At 63.6% G+C, this 17,890-nt stretch carries 19 protein-coding genes; 14 read left to right on the top strand and 5 right to left on the bottom strand.

Going from position 1 to position 17,890, the window contains the following annotated elements; genetic code table 11:
* Positions 1–131: 131 nt before the first annotated feature.
* The 5 genes from GV819_RS09440 (at position 132) to GV819_RS09460 (ending at position 3,772) form a co-directional block, all read left to right on the top strand.
* Complete coding sequence (locus GV819_RS09440; RefSeq protein WP_161755795.1) at positions 132–1,268, top strand: NAD(P)/FAD-dependent oxidoreductase; 1,137 nt, start codon at positions 132–134, stop codon at positions 1,266–1,268.
* Positions 1,269–1,294: 26 nt separating this feature from the next.
* On the top strand, positions 1,295–1,672 hold the full coding sequence (locus tag GV819_RS09445) for a RidA family protein (RefSeq protein ID WP_161755797.1): 378 nt from the start codon (positions 1,295–1,297) through the stop codon (positions 1,670–1,672).
* A 102-nt stretch (positions 1,673–1,774) separates the two neighbouring features.
* Positions 1,775–2,830: a YkvI family membrane protein gene (locus tag GV819_RS09450; RefSeq protein ID WP_161755799.1), complete on the top strand. Its 1,056-nt coding sequence runs from the start codon at positions 1,775–1,777 to the stop codon at positions 2,828–2,830.
* A 289-nt stretch (positions 2,831–3,119) separates the two neighbouring features.
* Positions 3,120–3,299 carry a type II toxin-antitoxin system HicA family toxin gene (locus tag GV819_RS09455; RefSeq protein WP_161755801.1) on the top strand — a complete coding sequence of 60 codons (180 nt, stop codon included), beginning with the start codon at positions 3,120–3,122 and terminating at the stop codon, positions 3,297–3,299.
* A gap of 47 nt (positions 3,300–3,346) precedes the next feature.
* The gene (locus tag GV819_RS09460) at positions 3,347–3,772 is read left to right on the top strand and encodes a type II toxin-antitoxin system HicB family antitoxin (protein WP_161755803.1); all 426 of its coding nucleotides are present in this window, start codon (positions 3,347–3,349) and stop codon (positions 3,770–3,772) included.
* Between the two features lie 189 nt (positions 3,773–3,961).
* Here GV819_RS09460 and GV819_RS09465 read toward each other — a convergent pair whose 3' ends face one another.
* Complete coding sequence (locus tag GV819_RS09465) at positions 3,962–4,837, bottom strand: LysR family transcriptional regulator (protein ID WP_161755805.1); 876 nt, start codon at positions 4,835–4,837, stop codon at positions 3,962–3,964.
* Positions 4,838–4,988: 151 nt separating this feature from the next.
* On the opposite strand from GV819_RS09465, the gene GV819_RS09470 reads away from it, so the two are divergent.
* The 6 genes from GV819_RS09470 (at position 4,989) to GV819_RS09495 (ending at position 11,888) form a co-directional block, all read left to right on the top strand.
* Positions 4,989–6,440 (top strand): aldehyde dehydrogenase family protein, encoded by a 1,452-nt coding sequence (locus GV819_RS09470; protein WP_161755806.1) that lies wholly within the window; start codon positions 4,989–4,991, stop codon positions 6,438–6,440.
* The gene (locus GV819_RS09475; RefSeq protein ID WP_161755808.1) at positions 6,437–7,486 is read left to right on the top strand and encodes a membrane dipeptidase; all 1,050 of its coding nucleotides are present in this window, start codon (positions 6,437–6,439) and stop codon (positions 7,484–7,486) included. Before GV819_RS09470 ends, GV819_RS09475 begins: the two co-directional genes overlap by 4 nt.
* 122 nt (positions 7,487–7,608) lie before the next feature.
* Positions 7,609–9,168 carry a BCCT family transporter gene (locus GV819_RS09480; RefSeq protein WP_161755810.1) on the top strand — a complete coding sequence of 520 codons (1,560 nt, stop codon included), beginning with the start codon at positions 7,609–7,611 and terminating at the stop codon, positions 9,166–9,168.
* Positions 9,169–10,863 (top strand): hypothetical protein, encoded by a 1,695-nt coding sequence (locus GV819_RS09485; protein ID WP_161755812.1) that lies wholly within the window; start codon positions 9,169–9,171, stop codon positions 10,861–10,863.
* Positions 10,844–11,497, top strand: a complete 654-nt coding sequence (locus tag GV819_RS09490; RefSeq protein WP_161755813.1) for a DUF3726 domain-containing protein — start codon at positions 10,844–10,846, stop codon at positions 11,495–11,497. The genes GV819_RS09485 and GV819_RS09490 overlap by 20 nt, the downstream gene beginning before the upstream one ends.
* A gap of 31 nt (positions 11,498–11,528) precedes the next feature.
* Positions 11,529–11,888 carry a RidA family protein gene (locus tag GV819_RS09495; protein WP_161755814.1) on the top strand — a complete coding sequence of 120 codons (360 nt, stop codon included), beginning with the start codon at positions 11,529–11,531 and terminating at the stop codon, positions 11,886–11,888.
* A gap of 32 nt (positions 11,889–11,920) precedes the next feature.
* On the opposite strand, the gene GV819_RS09500 is transcribed toward GV819_RS09495, so the two are convergent.
* The 3 genes from GV819_RS09500 to GV819_RS09510 all read right to left on the bottom strand — a co-directional run bounded on the left by GV819_RS09500 (position 11,921) and on the right by GV819_RS09510 (position 15,114).
* Positions 11,921–12,376, bottom strand: a complete 456-nt coding sequence (locus tag GV819_RS09500; RefSeq protein ID WP_161755815.1) for a GNAT family N-acetyltransferase — start codon at positions 12,374–12,376, stop codon at positions 11,921–11,923.
* A 69-nt stretch (positions 12,377–12,445) separates the two neighbouring features.
* Positions 12,446–14,086, bottom strand: a complete 1,641-nt coding sequence (locus tag GV819_RS09505) for an ArnT family glycosyltransferase (protein ID WP_161755816.1) — start codon at positions 14,084–14,086, stop codon at positions 12,446–12,448.
* Positions 14,087–14,232: 146 nt separating this feature from the next.
* Entirely contained in the window at positions 14,233–15,114 is an 882-nt protein-coding gene (locus GV819_RS09510; RefSeq protein WP_161755817.1) for an EamA family transporter, read from the bottom strand.
* 115 nt (positions 15,115–15,229) lie between these two features.
* Here GV819_RS09510 and GV819_RS09515 point away from each other — a divergent pair, with 115 nt between their 5' ends.
* Positions 15,230–16,012, top strand: coding sequence for an AraC family transcriptional regulator (locus GV819_RS09515; protein WP_161755818.1), 783 nt, complete (start codon positions 15,230–15,232; stop codon positions 16,010–16,012).
* A gap of 53 nt (positions 16,013–16,065) precedes the next feature.
* Here the strand turns inward: GV819_RS09515 and GV819_RS09520 are convergent, their stop codons facing one another.
* On the bottom strand, positions 16,066–16,383 hold the full coding sequence (locus GV819_RS09520) for a hypothetical protein (RefSeq protein ID WP_161755880.1): 318 nt from the start codon (positions 16,381–16,383) through the stop codon (positions 16,066–16,068).
* A gap of 365 nt (positions 16,384–16,748) precedes the next feature.
* On the opposite strand from GV819_RS09520, the gene GV819_RS09525 reads away from it, so the two are divergent.
* Entirely contained in the window at positions 16,749–17,219 is a 471-nt protein-coding gene (locus GV819_RS09525) for a hypothetical protein (RefSeq protein WP_161755819.1), read from the top strand.
* A gap of 87 nt (positions 17,220–17,306) precedes the next feature.
* Positions 17,307–17,852 (top strand): hypothetical protein, encoded by a 546-nt coding sequence (locus tag GV819_RS09530; RefSeq protein WP_161755820.1) that lies wholly within the window; start codon positions 17,307–17,309, stop codon positions 17,850–17,852.
* Positions 17,853–17,890 lie beyond the last annotated feature (38 nt).

The following is a 17,890-nucleotide window of genomic DNA, read 5'->3' on the forward strand; positions in this document are numbered from 1 at the left end:
GACGCAGGCCGGGGCAAGTGGCGAAATATTAACCCATGACCCCGGGTTGACTGGAAAATTCTCATATCTTACATTTCTCGTATGTGAGAATTTTGACCCCTGTCATTTCCCAGCGATTCAGGAACCCCGGCATGCACGACACCCAATGCTTCGACTTCGTCATCATCGGCGCCGGTATTGCCGGTGCTTCCCTGGCTTATCGTCTGGCCGGGCAGGCCAGCGTGCTGGTGCTGGAGCGTGAATCGCAGCCGGGCTATCACGCCACCGGGCGCTCGGCGGCGATGTTCATGGAGGCCTACGGCACCCCGCAGATCCAGGCTCTGACCCGCGCCAGCCGGGCGTTCTACCAGCGGCCGCCGCAAGGCTTCTGCGAACACCCGTTGATGGAGCCCCGTGGCTGCCTGTACGTCGCCAGCGAGGAACAGCTGGAGCAACTGCAGCAGACCTACGACGAAACTCGCGCCCGCTCCGCCAATGTGCGCCTGATCACTGCCGAGCAGGCCCTGGCCCTGGTGCCCTGCCTGCGCCCCGACGCCGTTGCCGGGGCGATGCTGGAAACCGCCGCCCAGGACCTGGACGTGCACGCCCTGCACCAGGGCTTTCTGCGGGCCATGCGCCGGGCCGGTGGGCAGCTGGAGTGTGGCCTACAGATCGCCGAAGCCAGCCGCGAAGACCGCTACTGGAACCTCAAGCTCAGCGATGGCCGTTCCCTGCAGGCGCGCAATCTGGTGAACGCTGCCGGTGCCTGGGTCGATGAGGTGGCAGAGCTGTGCGGCGTGGCCCCCATCGGCCTGCAACCCTGCCGGCGCAGCGCCTTTACCTTCGATGGCCCGCCGGATGAGGATTTCAGCCGCTGGCCGGCGGTGATCGGCATCGACGAAAGCTTCTACTTCAAGCCCGACGCCGGCCAGTTGCTCGGTTCCCCAGCCAATGCCGACCCGGTGCCGCCCCAGGACGTGATGCCCGAAGAACTGGACATCGCCACCGGCATCTACCACATCGAGAACGTCACTTCCCTGAGCATCCGCCGCCCGCGCCACAGCTGGGCCGGCCTGCGCTCCTTCGTCGCCGACGGCGATCTGGTGGTGGGCTGGGATGACAGTTGCGAAGGCTTTTTCTGGCTCGCCGCCCAGGGCGGCTACGGCATCCAGTCGGCGGCCGGCGTCTCGCAACTGGCCTGCGCCCTGCTGCTGGGGCAACCGGTCCCCGAAGAACTGCTGAGCCAGGGCGTCGATGCCCAGGCCCTGGCCCCCGCTCGCTTGCGTTAACCCACCCAGCCCAAGAGGCCCTTGCCATGTCCACTGATATCCAGCGTTACCCCAGCCACCTGCCCTACCCCTTCTCCCGGGCGATTCGCGTCGGCGGCTTCCTGTTCCTCTCCGGCCAGGTGCCGATGAGCGCCGAAGGCGCAGTGGTGCACGGCGACATCCGCGTGCAGACCGAAGCCGCCATGGCGCGCATCGGCGAAACCCTGGCCGCGTGCGGCGCCAGCTTCGACCAAGTGGTGAAGAGCACCGTCTGGCTCACCGACATGCAGCACTTCGCCGGCTTCAACGAGGTCTACCAGCGCCACTTCAAGAACGGTTTCCCGGTGCGCTCCACCGTCAGCGCGCAACTGGCGCTGGGGGTCGATGTCGAGATCGAAGTCCAGGCCTGGGTCGGCGAAAGCTGAGTCACCCGCCCCAGTCCTCAAGTGCGATGCCCAGGACCGCCACGGCAATGAATGCCGGGAGGGTCCACCCCACATAACAACAACAAATCGAGGCTAATCGTCATGAAAGAAAGTCTGAAGATCGCCGGCGCCTTCGTCGGTGTGATTGTCGGCGCGGGGTTCGCCTCCGGTCGCGAACTGCTGTTGATGTTCGTCGACTTCGGCGTCTGGGGCCTGGCGGGCGCGGTGGTCAGCGCGGCGCTGTTCACCTTCCTCGGCATGGCCCTGGCAAGCATGGGCAGCCGCCTGCGGGCGACGTCGCACAAGGACGTGGTGCAAGCCCTGTGCGGCAAGCACCTGGGCGCCCTGGTGGACCTGATGATCACCTTCTTCATGTTCGCCGTGACCGTGGTGATGCTGGCCGGCGGCGGTGCCCTGCTGGAACAGCAGTTCGGCATTCCAGCCATTGCCGGCAGCGTGCTGGTAACCCTGATCGTGGTCGCCATCGTGTGCCTGGACGTGCACAAGGTCATCGGCATGATCGGCGCGGTGACGCCCTTCCTGATCGTCACCGCCGTGGGCGTGGCCCTGTATGGCGCCGCCACACGCGACCTGAGCTTCGGCGAACTCAATCAACTGGCGGCCAAGCAAGAAGCCGGTGCCAGCCACTGGCTGCTGGGCGCCTTGCTCTATGTGTCCTACAACATCGTGGCCGGGGTGCCGATCCTGGCAATCATGGGCGGCGCAGCCAAGGGCGAGAAACAGGCAATGTGGGGCGGCATTTTCGGCGGCGCACTGCTGGGCCTGCTGATGCTGGTGATGAGCCTGGGCCTGCTGTCGCGCCTGGACAGCGTGGCGGACCTGCCGATGCCCATGCTGTCGATTGCCAGCGAAGTCTCGCCAGCGCTTGGATTGCTGATGGCGCTGATCATCTTCTGCATGATCCTCAACACCGCTGTGGGCACCTTGTACTCCTTCTCCGCACGGCTGTTGCCGGCGGGCACCCGACAGTTCCGCCTCGGCTCAATTGCCGCCGGCGCCCTGGCGTTTGTCGGCAGCCTGGTGGGCTTTATCAGTTTGGTGGGACAGGTGTATCCGTTCTTCGGCTACCTGGGGTTCCTGCTGATTGCCGCGGTGGTAATCGGCTGGCTGCGGCCACGGCGGCTTGTGGTGGCGTAGCCCTTAAGCGGCCCTGCGCGACGGATCAGGCACCTGGCGTTTATCCCAGGTGCCTTTTTTGTACCTTGAACACAGAACCGCCCAACGCTGAAAACCATTGCTACAGCTTCACCCGCCAGCCAAAACGGGTTTGAACTAGCCTTGGAAAGGCTGCCCGGCATGCGCCTCAACTACTCAGCGTCGAACGCATTCAGCCGGCTCCAGGCGCTCATGACTGCGCTTATCCAGGCACCGCATAACAAAACAAAAGTGTTGTACAGTAGCGACACCCAGACCATAAGGCGAGGTGATGAAGTTCAGCGAGTTCAGGCGATGGTTGAAAGCCCAGGGCGTGCGTTTCGAAGCCGGCAAAGGCAGCCACTTCAAAGTCACGGCACCGAATGGCAACAGCACCCTCTTTGCGGACCACGGCAGCAAGGAAATGCCCGAGCCGACCCGCAAGGCGATCATCAAGCAACTGGGTCTCTGAACCGCCACGCCTGCCTGAGTCAAGGATCACCCGCCGGGAGCCGCCCCATGTACAACTATGCAATTCGCTTTGAACAGGATACCGCGCCAGGTATCGCGGTCTTCTGCCGCGACCTTCCAGAACTCAACAGCTACGGGAACGACCGGGAGCACGCCATCGCGCAAGCCATGGATGCCGTCGACACCACACTGTCCCTCTACGTCGATCAACGGCGGCCTATTCCTCAAGCAACCCCGGCACAAGCGGGTGAGCATGTGCTGCACCTGCCCACAATCACCGTGGCCAAGATCGCCCTGTGGAACACCCTGATGGAACGCAACATGCGCAAGGCCGACTTGCGTCGCCTGCTTGGCGTCGCCCAGGTCCAGAGCGATCGCCTGGTGGACTTCCTGCACACCTCCAAGATCGAGCAACTGGAAAATGCCCTGGCAGCATTGGGCAAGCGGCTGACGGTATCGGTAGAAGCGGCTTAGCAACATCGGCATGCACATGCCGATTTCATGGTTTGGTCAATCGGCTCAAACAAGCATGTCCGGTGCCTGCTGCTTTGTAGGAGCGAGCTTGCTCGCGAAAACCCCAAAAGCGCCGCGTTCCCTCAGCGAACCCGCGTTATCGTTGACGTCCATCGCGAGCAAGCTCGCTCCTACAAGGTGGCGCACGGTTCAGGCAAACCGACTGCCCTTGAGCGCCTTGAGGAAGGTGTAGGACGCATGGTTGAGGGTTTCTCGCGGGGCGGTGATTACGCTCACCGAGCGCACGATGCGCTGGTCTTCCAGGCGCAGGAAGTTCAGTTGATCCCCCGCCGCCGAGCGACTCAGCAACTCCGGTAGCAGGGTCACGCCCATGCCCTGGGCCACCAGCGCCAGCAACGAGGTGGTGTTTCTGACGCTGAGGGTCGAGTGGTCGCGGATGTGCCGGAACTCGGCGGCGTTGATCTCGGCCCCCAGGCCGCTGTTGATGAAGTGCTGCCCGTCCAGGTCGCTCCAGCGCAGCGGGCGCACCAGGCGGTTGAGGGGGTTGTCGCTGGCGCAGACTACGCAGAAGGCGTCGGAGAACAGGAAGTCCTGGTCGATGTTGGGGATGCTCGCCGGCACGGTGCCGATGCCGATGTCCACCTCACCACTGAGCACCGCTTGCACCACCCGTTCGGAATCCATGTCGCGGATGTCCAGGTGGAACTGCGGGTGCTGTTCATGGAATTGCTTGAGCAGCGGCGGCAGCAGGGTGATGGCGAAGGACGGCACCGCCGCCACCCGCACCAGGCCGGTCTCGGCCTTGGCGTAGGTCTTGATGGTGCTGATGGTGCGGTCGAAATGCGCCAGTTCGCGCTGGGCTTCCAGCAGCACGAAACGCCCCAGGGGGCTGAGCTGGTTCTTGCGTTCGCCCTCGAACAGCGCGCCGCCCAGTTCTTCTTCCAGTTGCTTGAGCGATAGCGACACCGCCGCCGGTGTGCGGTGCAGGCGCTGGGCGGCCTGGGTCAGGCTCTGGCTGGTGGCCACCGCGACGAAAAACTGCAGGTTGGAGATCTTGATGCTCATGGCGGCGCGTCCTGCTGGCAAAGGCAAAGATTAAATTTTACTTAAACAAGCTTAAAAATTATTAGATTTACTTAACACAAGGCCGACTCATAATCCTCCCAGAACCGCACAAAGGCAACGCCCCGCCCGGCGTGCCGCCCTGGAGGAATTCATGAGTCAGAACCATCACAACTACATCGCCGGCCAATGGCTCAAGGGCGCCAGCGAGATCGAGAACCGCAACCCGTCCGACACCCGCGACCTGATCGGCCTCTACGCCCAGGCCTCGCGGGCGCAGTTGGACAGTGCCGTTGCCGCCGCCGGCGAGGCCCAGCGAACCTGGGCCCGCAGCGGCATCGAGCAGCGCTACAAGGTGCTGATGGCCATCGGTCAGGAACTGATGAACCGCTCCGTAGAAATCGGCCAGACCCTGTCCCGAGAGGAAGGCAAGCCACAGGCCGAAGGCGCCGGCGAGGTGTACCGCGCTGGGCAGTTTTTCACCTACTACGCCGCGGAAACCCTGCGCCAGCTGGGCCAGACCGCCGACTCGGTGCGCGACGGCATCGAGATCGACATCCGTCGCGAGCCCATCGGTGTGGTGGCGATCATCTCACCATGGAATTTCCCCATGGCCACCGCCTGCTGGAAGATCGCCCCGGCCCTGGCCTTCGGCAACGCCGTGGTGTGGAAACCGGCCAACCTGACCCCGGCCAGCGCGGTGATTCTCAGCCAGATCATCGCCCGCCAGGACCTGCCCAAGGGCCTGTTCAACCTGGTGATGGGCGCCGGTTCCGAGATCGGCCAGGCGCTGATCGAGCACCCGGGCATCAGCGCCATTTCCTTCACCGGCTCGGTGGACGTGGGCAAGGGCATCGCCGCCTCGGCCGCCGCCAACCTGACCAAGGTGCAGCTGGAGATGGGCTCGAAAAACGCCCTGGCGGTGATGGACGACGCCGACCTCGACCTGGCGGTGAGCTGCGCGGTGAATGGCGCCTTTGGCGGCACCGGGCAGAAGTGCACCGCCTCCTCGCGGCTGATCGTGCATGAAGGCATCCACGATGCCTTCGTGGAGAAACTGCTGGCGGCGACCCAGGCGCTGAAGGTCGGCCACGCCCTGGAGGCCGGCACCCAGATCGGCCCGGTGGCCAGCGCCGCGCAACTGGAAGCCAACCTGACGAACCTGCAACTGGGCCAGCAGGAAGGCGCCGAACTGCTCACTGGCGGCCAGCGCCTGGAGCTGCAAACCCCCGGCTACTACCAGGCACCGGCGCTGTTCATTGGCGGCAGCAATGCCATGCGCATCAACCGCGAAGAGCTGTTCGCACCCATCGCCTGCGTGATCAAGGCCGGCAGCTACGAAGAGGCGCTGAGCCTGGTCAACGACACCCGCTTCGGCCTCACCGCCGGCATCATGACCCGCTCCCTGGCCCGCGCCAGCCACTTCCGCCGCAACGCTCGGGTCGGCTGCGTGATGGTCAACCTGCCCACCGCCGGCACCGATTACCACGTGCCCTTCGGCGGTCGTGGCGACTCCAGCTACGGCCCGCGCGAACAAGGCCGCTCGGCGGTGGAGTTCTATACCCATGTGAAGACCGGCTACATCGCCGCCGGGGCACCGCTATGAGCCTGCCCCAGACCTTCGCCGGCCGCGGCCCGCGCATCGATGCCATGCAGTACGACAACTGGTCGGAAAAGGTCTTCCAGCAGATGCGCGAAGGCGGCGTCGATGCGGTGCACGTGACCATCGCCTACCACGAGACCTTCCGTGAAATGGTGGCCAATATCGAAGCCTGGAACCGCAGGTTCCAGCGCTACTCGCACCTGATCCTGCACGGCAAGTGGGCCAGCGATATCGCCCTGGCACGGCAGACCGGGCGCACGGCGATCTTCTTCGGTTTCCAGAACCCTTCGCCCATCGAGGACGACATCGGCCTGGTGGAAGTGGTGCACAGCCTCGGCGCACGCTTCATGCAGCTGACCTACAACAACCAGTCGCTGCTGGCCACCGGTTGCTATGAACAGGAAGACCCGGGCCTGACCCGCATGGGCAAGCAGGTGGTACGGGAGATGAACCGGGTCGGCCTGGTGGTGGACATGTCCCACTCCGCCGAGCGCTCGACCCTGCAAGCCATCGAGCACTCCGAACGCCCGATCGCCATCACCCACGCCAACCCGGCGTTCTGGCACGCGGCGCTGCGCAACAAATCGAACACCGTGCTCAAGGCCCTGGGCCAGAGCGGCGGCATGTTCGGCTTCTCGCTGTACCCGCACCACCTCAAGGACAAGAGCGCCTGCAGCGTGCAGAGCTTCTGCGACATGATCGCGCGCACCGCCGAGCTGATGGGCGTCGAGCACCTGGGGCTGGGTTCGGACCTGTGCCAGGACCAGCCCAACAGCGTGGTGGACTGGATGCGCGTCGGCCGCTGGACCCTGGACGTCGACTACGGCGAAGGCTCCAAGGCGCAACCGGGCTTCCCCGACCAGCCGACCTGGTTCCGCGACAACCGCGATTTCCACAACATCGAGTCGGGCCTGCGCGCGGTGGGCTTCAGCACTGCTGACGTGAGCGCGGTGATGGGCGGCAACTGGCTGCGTTTCTTCGAAACCCAATTCATCCCGGTCCAGGCACAGGTATGTGCCGCCGAACCCACCTCCGATATCGCGATTTGAGGCCCCCGCACCGTTCAAGATTGTCCTGAAGTCCAGCCTGACAAGGGTCTTCGCCAAGCACTAACAACAACAAATGCGCCCATAACAATTATTAGCGATCGACAACTCTCTACGGAGGCACAATGGAAATTCCAAGCGAAGTCAAAGCGGGGATCAACACCCGTTCGCTGCGCGGCAGCGCTGCTGGAACCCTCGATTGGCCGATTTTCTGGATCAGCGGTGGTTTCTTCCTGCTGTTCCTGATCATTGCCCTGATTGACCTGAAAACCCTGTCCACCCTGATCGGCGGCGCCTTTGCCTGGAGCACCCGGTTCTTTGGCCTGTACTGGCAAGTGCTGATGCTGGCGACCTTCGGCGCCAGCCTGTACATCGGCTTCACCCGCCTGGGCCGGGTACGCCTCGGTGGCGTCAACCAGCAGCCGAGCATCAGCACCTTCAACTGGGTGTCGATGATCATGTGCGCCCTACTGGCCGGTGGCGGCGCCTTCTGGGCCGCGGCCGAGCCGATGATGCACTTCATCGCCCCGCCGCCCTACTTCGGCGCTGTGGCCAAGACCGACGGCGCCGCGGTGGCCGCACTGTCGCAGTCGTTCCTGCACTGGGGCTTCATGGCCTGGGCGGTGCTCGGCAGCCTGCTGACCGTGGTCTACATGTACCTGCACCACGAGAAAAACCTGCCGCTGATGCCGCGCACCCTGCTCTACCCGTTGCTCGGCAAGCGCGCCCTGAAAGGCCCGATCGCCGTGTTCGCCGACGCTTCGGCGATCATCGCCGTGGTCGCCGGGACCATCGGCCCGGTGGGTTTCCTCGGCCTGCAGATCGCCTTCGTCCTGCACTCGGTGTGGGGCGTGCCCAACACCATCATGGTCCAGGCCATGGTGATTCTCTCGGTGACGGTGATCTACACCCTGTCCTGCGTCGTCGGCCTCGGCGGGCTGCGCCTGGTGAGCAAGGTCCACGTCTGGCTGATGCTGGGCCTGGCGGCGTTCCTGTTGATCTTCGGCCCGACCCTGTTCCTCAGCCAGACCTTCGCCCAGAGCCTGGCGCTGCACGTCACCAGCTTCTTCCAGACCGCCCTGTACCGCGACGACAGTTCCTGGCTGAACAGCTGGACCCTGTTCTATTGGGGCTGGTTTATCGGCTACGCGCCAATGATGGGCATCTACGTGGCCAAGGTCTCCCGTGGGCGCAGCATTCGCGAAGTGATCACCCTGATGTCGGTGGCCGCACCGTTGATCACCATGCTCTGGTTCACCCTGGTGGGCGGCACCGGAATGGGTGTTGAATTGCAGTCGCCGGGCAGCGTGATCAGCCACGGCGTACAGCCCGAGGCGCTGCTGCTCGGGGTCGCCCAATCGATGCCCTTGCCGAACCTGATTTCCGCGCTGTTCCTGTTCCTCAGTTTCTTCTCGGTGGTCACCAGCGCCGGTTCCATGTCCTACACCGTGGCCATGGCCATCAGCAGCGACCACGGCGAATCTCCAGCTTGGCTGCGGGTGTTCTGGGGCGCGGGGATGGGCCTGGTGGGGGCGACCCTGATCACCCTCGGTGAGGGCGGCATCAGTGCCTTGCAATCCTTTATCGTGATCACCGCGGTGCCGGTATCACTGCTGATCCTGCCGGCGGTCTGGGACGCGATCCGCATCGCCCGGCAAATGGCCCGCGACCAGGGGGTGATCTGAATGAACCTGCGACCACCCACCACCGTGATGAAAGCGGCGCGCCTGGGGGCCTTCCACCAGTCACGACTGTCGTTCATGCGCCAGTTGCTGCGGCGCCTCAAGGCTGAAGACTGGCAGTTCCAATGCTCGCTGTGGACCCTCGACAGCCAGGGTGTGGGCCGTGCGGTATACACCGCCAGCGGGCCCCAGCGCAGCTACAGCCTGGTGGCCTTCGCCCACGACCTGGACCCGGCGCTGCGCTCGGACCGGGTGATTGCCACCGCGTGGGATGCCACCTTCGCCCTGTTCGACGGCATCCCCGATGCCGCCGACCTGGACCGCCTGGAAGCCAATGTGCCGAAGCAGGAAGCCGGACGCATTTCCTCCAGCGAGCTGTGCATGGCCCGGGCCAACCGCTCGGTGCGGCTGTTCGAGCATGTGGTCCAGGCCCTGGCCGAGGGTCGTCAGCCCCAGCGCGAATTCATCGACGAAGTCGGCTACCTGATGCGCACCACAGCGGTCTATGGCAGCGGCAAATTCGGCGCGGCGGACCGTGAAAGCATCGCCGAACGTGCGGAACTGTCGGCACCGTTCCAGGCAGAAATGCTCACGGTGTTCCTGATCCGCGCCTTCACCCTGGACCTGGTGGAACACCTGGCCCGGGCCCGGGCGCCTCGACAGGCCGTGCCCCTGACGCCGCAACTGCGCCGCTGCTTCGGTATCGGCAACTCCACCGGGCTGGGCATGGCGCCATTCCTGCTCAATCACCCGGTGCTGTTGAACAACTGGGTGCGAGCCCGGGAAACCGCCCTGCAACGGGTGCGCGCGGTGCGCCAACCGTCTTCGGGAGAACGGCGGATGTTCACCGAGTTCCTGGCCCGGGCCCAAGCCGGTATCGGCCACTGGCACTCCGAGCATGAACTGCAACACGGGCGCATCCTGCAATTGCAGGGCGACCTGATTCGCCTGGAGCAGCACCTCGCCAGCGGCATTCTGCAGCAGGATTCGCCTTGGGATGCCCTCTACCGCTGGGCCGAGAACACCCTGTCGCTGGAAGCCCAGGAATGCCTGGTGTCCTTGCTGCTGGAACCTTACGGATATCTGGTAGATGAACTGGGCGAGCGCATGCAGGCTGACGAACAACTGAGCTTCGGCATCGATGGCGGCATGCCGCTGAGCCGACTGCGGCAGATCCTCGCCGAACACTACGCCTGGGTCGCGGCCATCGATTTTTCCAGCGCCAACAGCCGCGCGCTGTTCTGGTACGTCTCCGAGGAAAAGCTCGAGCCACGGATCGGCCAGCGCTTTGCCGAACCCGGGGAAGAACTGGAGCAACCCCTGGCAGTGGCCCGAGACATTGCCCAGTTGCAGGCCGCGCTGCAGCCCTGCGCCGGCTCGCAGACGGTGGCCGGTTTCCTGCTCCAGCACCCGCAGCATCGTCATAGCGTACGTCGGGTGCAGTTGGCGCCGGCGTTTCCCTACGCCGATATCCAGGACAACCTGATCGACCAGACGCTACTGCCCATCGACCTGCTGCGCTGCAAGCTGTCGTTCTTCGGTGCCACCCACTTCGATCCACGCTCGGATCGCTGGGTGCGTATCACCCTGTTCCAGAACGCGCCCTTCCCCCATGAACTGGGCCAGGTAGCCGCGGACGACTGGTCCTACCCAAGCCTCGACTGCCAGGAGCACCGCCGTGAATGCCTCGTTGAATGAAATCGAAAGCCTGTGCAAAAAGGCCGCCCGTGGTGCCGGCCTGACCTGGGGCCTGGCGGAGGAAGCCGGCAAGGCCGCCCGCTGGCTGACGGCCCATGGCCTGGACGGAGCGGCAATTCTGGCCGCCCAACTGCAACAGGATGACGGCTGTAGTTATCCACAACTGGCTCCCCAGGTGGACGCCGGCACCTGGCAAGTGCCGGGGCACTGGATGTGCCCGTTGATTGCCGGAGCGACCCTGAGCGATCACGGCTACCTGCTGCGCGACAACGCCCCGCTGCAGCTCGACGAGGTGGCGCATCCACAGTTGCTGCTGCCCTTTGTCAGCGTCACCGCGCGGCAATTGGAACTGGCACTGGAGCTGTCCTGGGACAACTGCCAAGTGCTTTTCGACTGCCGTGGCGCGGCTTTCATGCTGCAGGCGGACGGCCTCGACGCGCCCCATGCGGCCCGAGTCAGCTGCACCCGCGCAACCGGCACCGGCGAATTCAAGCATCCCCTCGGCGGCCCGCTGCCGCTGCTGAACGCGACGGTGCAAGACGCTCTCGAACAGTTGGCTGCACGCACCTACGTGCCCGCTTCGGAAGCCTCGCGCCTGCTGGGTGCCGGGGCTGGCCTGAGCGACAACAACTGATCTTTCCACACTTGAATAAACGGACGTTTACATGAGCTCATCCATTCAGCGAATCGGTACCACCCCACGTTTCAGCGAAGCGGTTATCCACAACCAGACTGTCTACCTGGCAGGCCAGGTGTCGCAGTTGGTCGAGGGCGACATTCGTGCCCAGACCGACGACGTGCTGCAACAGATCGATACGCTGCTGGCCAAGGCCGGCACTGACCGGAGTCATCTGCTCAGCGCGCAGATCTGGCTCAAGGACATGGCCGACTACGCGGCCATGAACCAGCTCTGGGATGCCTGGCTGGCCAATGTGAAGGCACCGGTGCGGGCCTGTGTACAGGCACCAATGGCCAAGCCCCACTACCGGATCGAAGTGCTGGTGATTGCCGCGCAACAGGCCTGAGTCACTCAACCGAGCAATGGGTCCTGACTCCCTCAGGGAGCCAGGACTCGTTCCATGATCAGGATCAGCTCTTCATCCTCATACTGTTCACGTACCCGGACAAAACCCAGGCGTGCATAAAAACCTTCGGCAGTGACCGATGAGGGCACCACCAGCAGGGCTACTCCGGCACTGCGCGCGGCCTGTTCAACCCTTGCCATAAGCTGTCGGCCGATTCCACAGCCATGATGCCGGGGATCAACGAACACCGAGCGTACCGCGCGCCCATCGAGGCTGGCGGTGCCCAGCAACCGCCCACCGAGCAGGGCCACGAACATCTGCCGACGCTGCATCAGGAGCCGGATCGCATCAGGAGTGAAACTGCCTTTGACTCGCTCGATCACGCTCGGCGGATAGTCCTTGGCATTGCTGGTGAACAGGGCCGCCAGGATCACCTGGCTCACCCGAACAGCATCGGCCTCTTCGGCCGGACGAACTTGACAGTGCATGACCGCTCCCTGGCTTAAGCCCTGACGGAAAAGCCAAAAATACGGTTCGCCGGCCTACCTGCCAAGGGTTTATTGCAGCTGGAAAACCCAACAAGGATTGTCATTCAAACGCCCTTCGTACACCGGCTGCTGGCTCTCCAGCGAGGTGCCCTGGAGCAGCCCCAGATCCTTGCGTGCGACAATCACCCAGGAACCGTGAGGCAGCGCGTCCAGTTGCCCGGGATCGTCGCCCCTGACAAATAACGGCTGCTCGTCGTAGTCCAGGTTCATCATGTAGCGTACGGCCCAGGTGTCCTGGCCCAGGTTGAAGAACACCAGCGGGCCGTGTTGCTCTGCCCGCAGGCGCTCCACCTGGGTAACGAAACCCAAGGTGTCGAACTGCAAGTCCTTGGCTGGGTCCACCACCGCCACCAACAGCACCCACTGCGCCACCAGGGCCAACCCGCTCAGCAGCACCAGCCTGCGGCCCAGATTCGCCACACTCTTGCGCCAGTGATACAGCGCCAACAGTTGCAACAACGCGAACACAGCAATCAGCCACGCCAGCGACACCGGCGGCCAGTAACCATGCTTTTGCCAGCTGTGACGCAGGACGAACAGCACCACGATGCACAGCCCCGGCAGCAGCCCGACCAGCCACAGGTAGGCGCTGCCTACCTTGCCCAGCCAACCCTTGGCGTTGAGCAAGCCAAAGGCGGCGACTGCAGCGAACATCGGCACCATGGGCAGGATGTAATAGGCACGTTTGAAGTGCGGCACCGACAGCCCCAGCAGAATCATCAGACCGCAGGCCCCCAGGCGCAGTACCAGGCGCAACTGCGGCTCGACATGACGCCGGGACCATTGGCCACGCAGCGCCCAAAGCGTCACCAAGGCCAGGGGCACTACGGGGAAATAACGGTACAAGGCCAACTGGAAGTAGAAGAAGAACGGCTCACCGCTTTCATCCAGGCGACCGCCCACCTGCATGCTGTAGACCTGCTGGACAAAGGCCTCGCCGCCACTGATGTAGGCCAGTTTCATCAGCGCCCACCAGCAGGCCGCCAACAACAGCAAGCCACTCAGGCCATAGCCAAGCACACGCATGAGCAGCACCCGCCGCGCCTGCGGTGTACGACAGTCCCCCAGTAGCCAGTAGATGCAAACCACGCCACAGACTTCCACCAGCCCCAGCGGTCCACGAATGGCAAAGGCCAATACCAACAGCGGCAGCACTGCCAGTTGCCGCAGCCGGGAGCCCAGTTGTTCGCCGCGGTGCAGCAGGTAGAAGGCCCCCAGGCACAGCAGGGAAACCATCTGGTCCAGGCACACCGAGCGGGACTTGTCCAAGAGCTGGCTGGTCAGGGCCGTGAGCAACACCGAAAGCAGTGCCCAGGTGCGCCCCAGGGGTGCCAGCAAGCGATACAGCAGCGCCAGCACGCCGGCAGAGGCCAGAGAAGTGGGCAACACATTGGCCAAGTGATTGGGAGCACCGAAGGCCTGGGCGAACAGATAACTGAAGAACGTCGCGGTGCCCGGGTAATCCGGGTAAGGCTGACCATAGGTCGTGGGAAACAGGCTGGCGCCGTGGCGGAACATCTCCTGCATGAACAGCGCCCAACGGCCGTCGAATCCCTGGGGCTGCTGGTCCCAGATGCCACCGGTGAACAACAACAGCGCAACCAGGAAAACACCCCAGGATTCCACACCGATACGATTTTCTCGAACCATTTTCGCCCTACCAGAAAGTGCCGCGCCAAGACCCGGCCTGAGGGTGAGCATGTTGCCGGGGCGACTCCTGAACAGTTCCTGAACAGTCATGAGAAAACCTGAAGCAACCTGCGCTGCACATGGAGATGGCGCCTGCAGCCAAGCTTTCAGACCTCGACACGCCTTCCCCAGGCCCACCGCCAATTGATCTGCCCCACCACCAGTGCCAGCAGAATCAATGCCATGGAAATCCCCTCATCGACCTCTACCCGCTGCCCCACGATCAGCACCGAACCCAGCGTAGCGAACAGCGGAATCAGCAACGACAACGGCGCCACCCGGGAGACCGGATACTCGCGTAACAACAGATTCCAGCCCCAGTAGCAGAAGTGCGTCGCCGCAAATACCTGGAACATCAGGGACAGGATCGCAGTGCCGGACACTTGCCCGGCCAACTGCCGAAACGGCGCCGCCCCATGGCTCATCCAGGTCAGTGCCAACAGTGGCAGCGGCGCAAACAGGCTGGCCCAGACCACAAAGGCAAACACCTCCCGAACCCCGCAACGCTTGATGATGACGTTGCCCACACTCCAACTGAAGGCGCTGACCAGCAGCAACGCGTAGCCCAGGCTGGTGGCCTGCCCGGGACTGTTGCCGATGATCCGCAACAGCCCCCACACGGCAATGCCCATGGCCAACAGCTGTTGCAGGCGCAGGCGCTCACCGAACAGCAACACGCCCCAACCCAGGGAAAAAAAGGCACTGAACTGCACCAGCAGGGAAGCCGTTCCCGGCGCGACACCCTGTTCGATCCCAAGGTTGATCAACGCCCACATGGCCACCCCGAAAATCAGGCCGTAGGCCGCCAGCCAGCTGAACGCCACCTGCGGACGTGGTATCAACAATACCCAGGGCAAGGCTGCCAGAGAAAATCGCAAGGCCGTGAGCAACAAGGGGTCGACGCTGGCCAACCCCAGCTTGGTAATAGGAAAGTTCAAGCCCCACAAGGCGGTCACCAGCAGGGCCAGGAGCAGGTGTTTTTTCTGCATGTCGCACGGTCCACAAAAAGCGGCCATGGGTAAATCCCGGGCCGGAGCCGAACTATCAGCGCAGAGCATCCTGGCCCGCTTGCAGTATCAGGTCAGATATCAGTAAATTCGGGCCATGCGCCATATTGATATCGACCCCTACGAAAATACCCCTCGGGATGCGGTGGTCACCGCCAATGACTACGCCGACGGTCAGCACTTCGCCGAGCACCAGCATCGACGCGGACAGTTCGCCTACGCCGCCTCGGGGGTAATCAGCGTCTTTACCGACCAGGGTAACTGGGTGGTGCCGCCGCAACGGGCCATCTGGGTGCCGGCCGGCGTGTCCCACGCCATGCACATGAGCGCGCCGGTGACCATGCTCAACACCTACGTGCGCGCCCGAGCGGTGCGCCGGCTCGGCTTGCCCGGGCATTGCCAGGTGGTGGAGGTGTCCGAACTGCTACGGCAATTGCTGCTGCGGGCCATGGACATCCCGGCTCTGTATGCCAAGGACGGGGTGCAGGGTCAGGTGATGAACCTGCTGCTGCATGAAATTGCCGCGATGGCGCCACTGCCTCTCAACGCCCCGCTGCCATCCGAGCCGCGCCTTGAAAAAGCCTGCCGCGCACTGCTGGAACAACCGTCGTTGGAGCTGGGGATTGATGAAATGGCCCGCCGCGCGGGGATGAGTCGCCGCACGTTCACCCGCCTGTTCCGGCAGCACACCGGTATCAGCTTCGTCGAGTGGCGCCAGCAGGCTTGCCTGCTGGCGGCAGTGGTGCGGCTGGGCCATGGCGACCCTGTCACCCTGGTCGCCACCGACCTGGGATACAGCAGCCCGAGCGCGTTCAGCAGTGTGTTTCGCAAGGTATTGGGCGAGACACCCAGCCGTTATTTTGCCCAGGACCGGGTCTGAAAAGACCCGAGCCCGGCAGCGAGTCTGCCAAGCTGGATCTACGAACCTGTGCGCTACAGAAACACGGCGGAGAACATTCCCAACGCGCCCAGGCAGAAGCCGATCAACGCGCCCCTACCGGGTGCCTGCTGGAACAACGCCCAGATCACCAGCGGCTCCAGGAGCAGCAGCGAGGTCACCGAGACCACGGTGATGATCCAGATATCGCCAACCGCCACATACCCCAGCCAGTAGGCCGCCAGCAGGCAGATACCGCCCAGGCACATGATCAGCACCGGCAACGCCAATTCGGCACCCGAGGTGTTGCCGGAATGGGCCAGCCGCGCCACCACCACTTCACTGTAGATGGCACAGAACTCGCCCAGCACCATCAGCCCTACAGCAGAAACTCCGAGTAATTCTTTGGACATGTGACAAACCCCTTCGTATTGAGAGCCCGATTTTTCAGCTCCCAGGCATTGATCGCTCCGCTGACGGAGCCTCCATCACGATGCGCAGGGGTACGAGGCAACTCGGTCATAGTCAGGAACTTGAACATGTCCATCTCCTTCTGGGTGGGTGAGGCAAACCGGGCCAGTGGACTGCCGGTGGGCCGCTGTCTGTATAAGGGATTTCCTGCCCCGGCGTCATCCGCCCTGAACATTCACCGCGAAAAAACCACGCAAACTCCACAATCAAAAAGCCTCGCTGCCGATAGCCTGGGTCCGGTCATCCTCAGCTTGAAGCCATTACCAGCATGCCCCAGCCGTCCAGATCTCTTCGTACCGTTCAGCCCTCTGACTGGGTCGCCACCTATTTCATCAGTGTCGCGACGCTGGCCGTGGCCCTGACGCTGTTGGTCAGCCTGTTAGTGCAGCTCGGCAGCCGGGACCCGTGGAGCAGCCTGCCCAATGCGCTGATTTTCAGCGTGGTGGTGCTGCTGGTGAGCGTGGTGGTGATAGGCGCCGTCGCCGCCCTGCCCTGCCTCCTGTTCTTCTGGCTGGCCCAGCGTTACACATGGCGCCACCTGTGGATCTACCTGTTGGGCGGAGTCCTGGCGGCCCTGCCCGCCATTCCCTTGGTGGTGAGCCTGTCCCCCGGTTTTTTCAACCTCCCTTACGGCATCAACATCCTTGGACGCTATTCGCCGCTGGCGCCCTTGTTCGGAGGTTGCGGGGCCTTTCTGGGAGCGATGTTCTGGTGGCTCAGCGGGCGGCACCTGCGCTGACTGCCGCTGCGTAGGAGCCGGCTTGAACGGGCAAAGAAACGCCCCATGACCTTGACCAGACCACCCACCTTTCGAAGCGATTTCCCCATGCCCCCAGCCCCTCCAACCCTTCGCACCGTACAACCTGAAGACTGGTTCGCCGCCTACTTCATCGGCGTGACGGCCCTGGCCACATTCCTGGCCGTGCTGATCATGCTGATGATGCTGGCCGGTGCCGGCCCCTTGCACTGGGCCGTGATCCTCCAGGTGCTGTTCATGGGCCTGCTGACCCTGGTGTTCAGTGGCATGGTGATCGGCATTCTCGCCCTCCTGCCCTGCGTCCTGTTCTTCTGGCTGGCCCAGCGTTTCGCCTGGCGCCATGTGCTGATCTATCTTTTCTGCGGTGTATTGGGCGCCATGCCGACCATTCCCGTGGTGGAGAGCCTGTTCCCTTCCAGTTTCTACACCGATCCACCCGATGAAGAACCGACACCCGACACCCTGGCCAGGTACTTGCCGATAGCGCCGCTGTTCGCCTTTTCGGGGGCCTTCATGGGCGCAGTATTCTGGTGGCGCAGTGGACGTCACCTGCGCAAACCGCAGGCGCAGGAGCCTGAAAACTCAACGCAAGTCCCGCTACCGCCGTCGCAGTAGGCGCCCGCTTGCCAGCGAAAAGACCCGCAGATTCCACG

The organism is Pseudomonas sp. Fl5BN2, assembly GCF_009908205.1.
Classification (GTDB): domain Bacteria; phylum Pseudomonadota; class Gammaproteobacteria; order Pseudomonadales; family Pseudomonadaceae; genus Aquipseudomonas.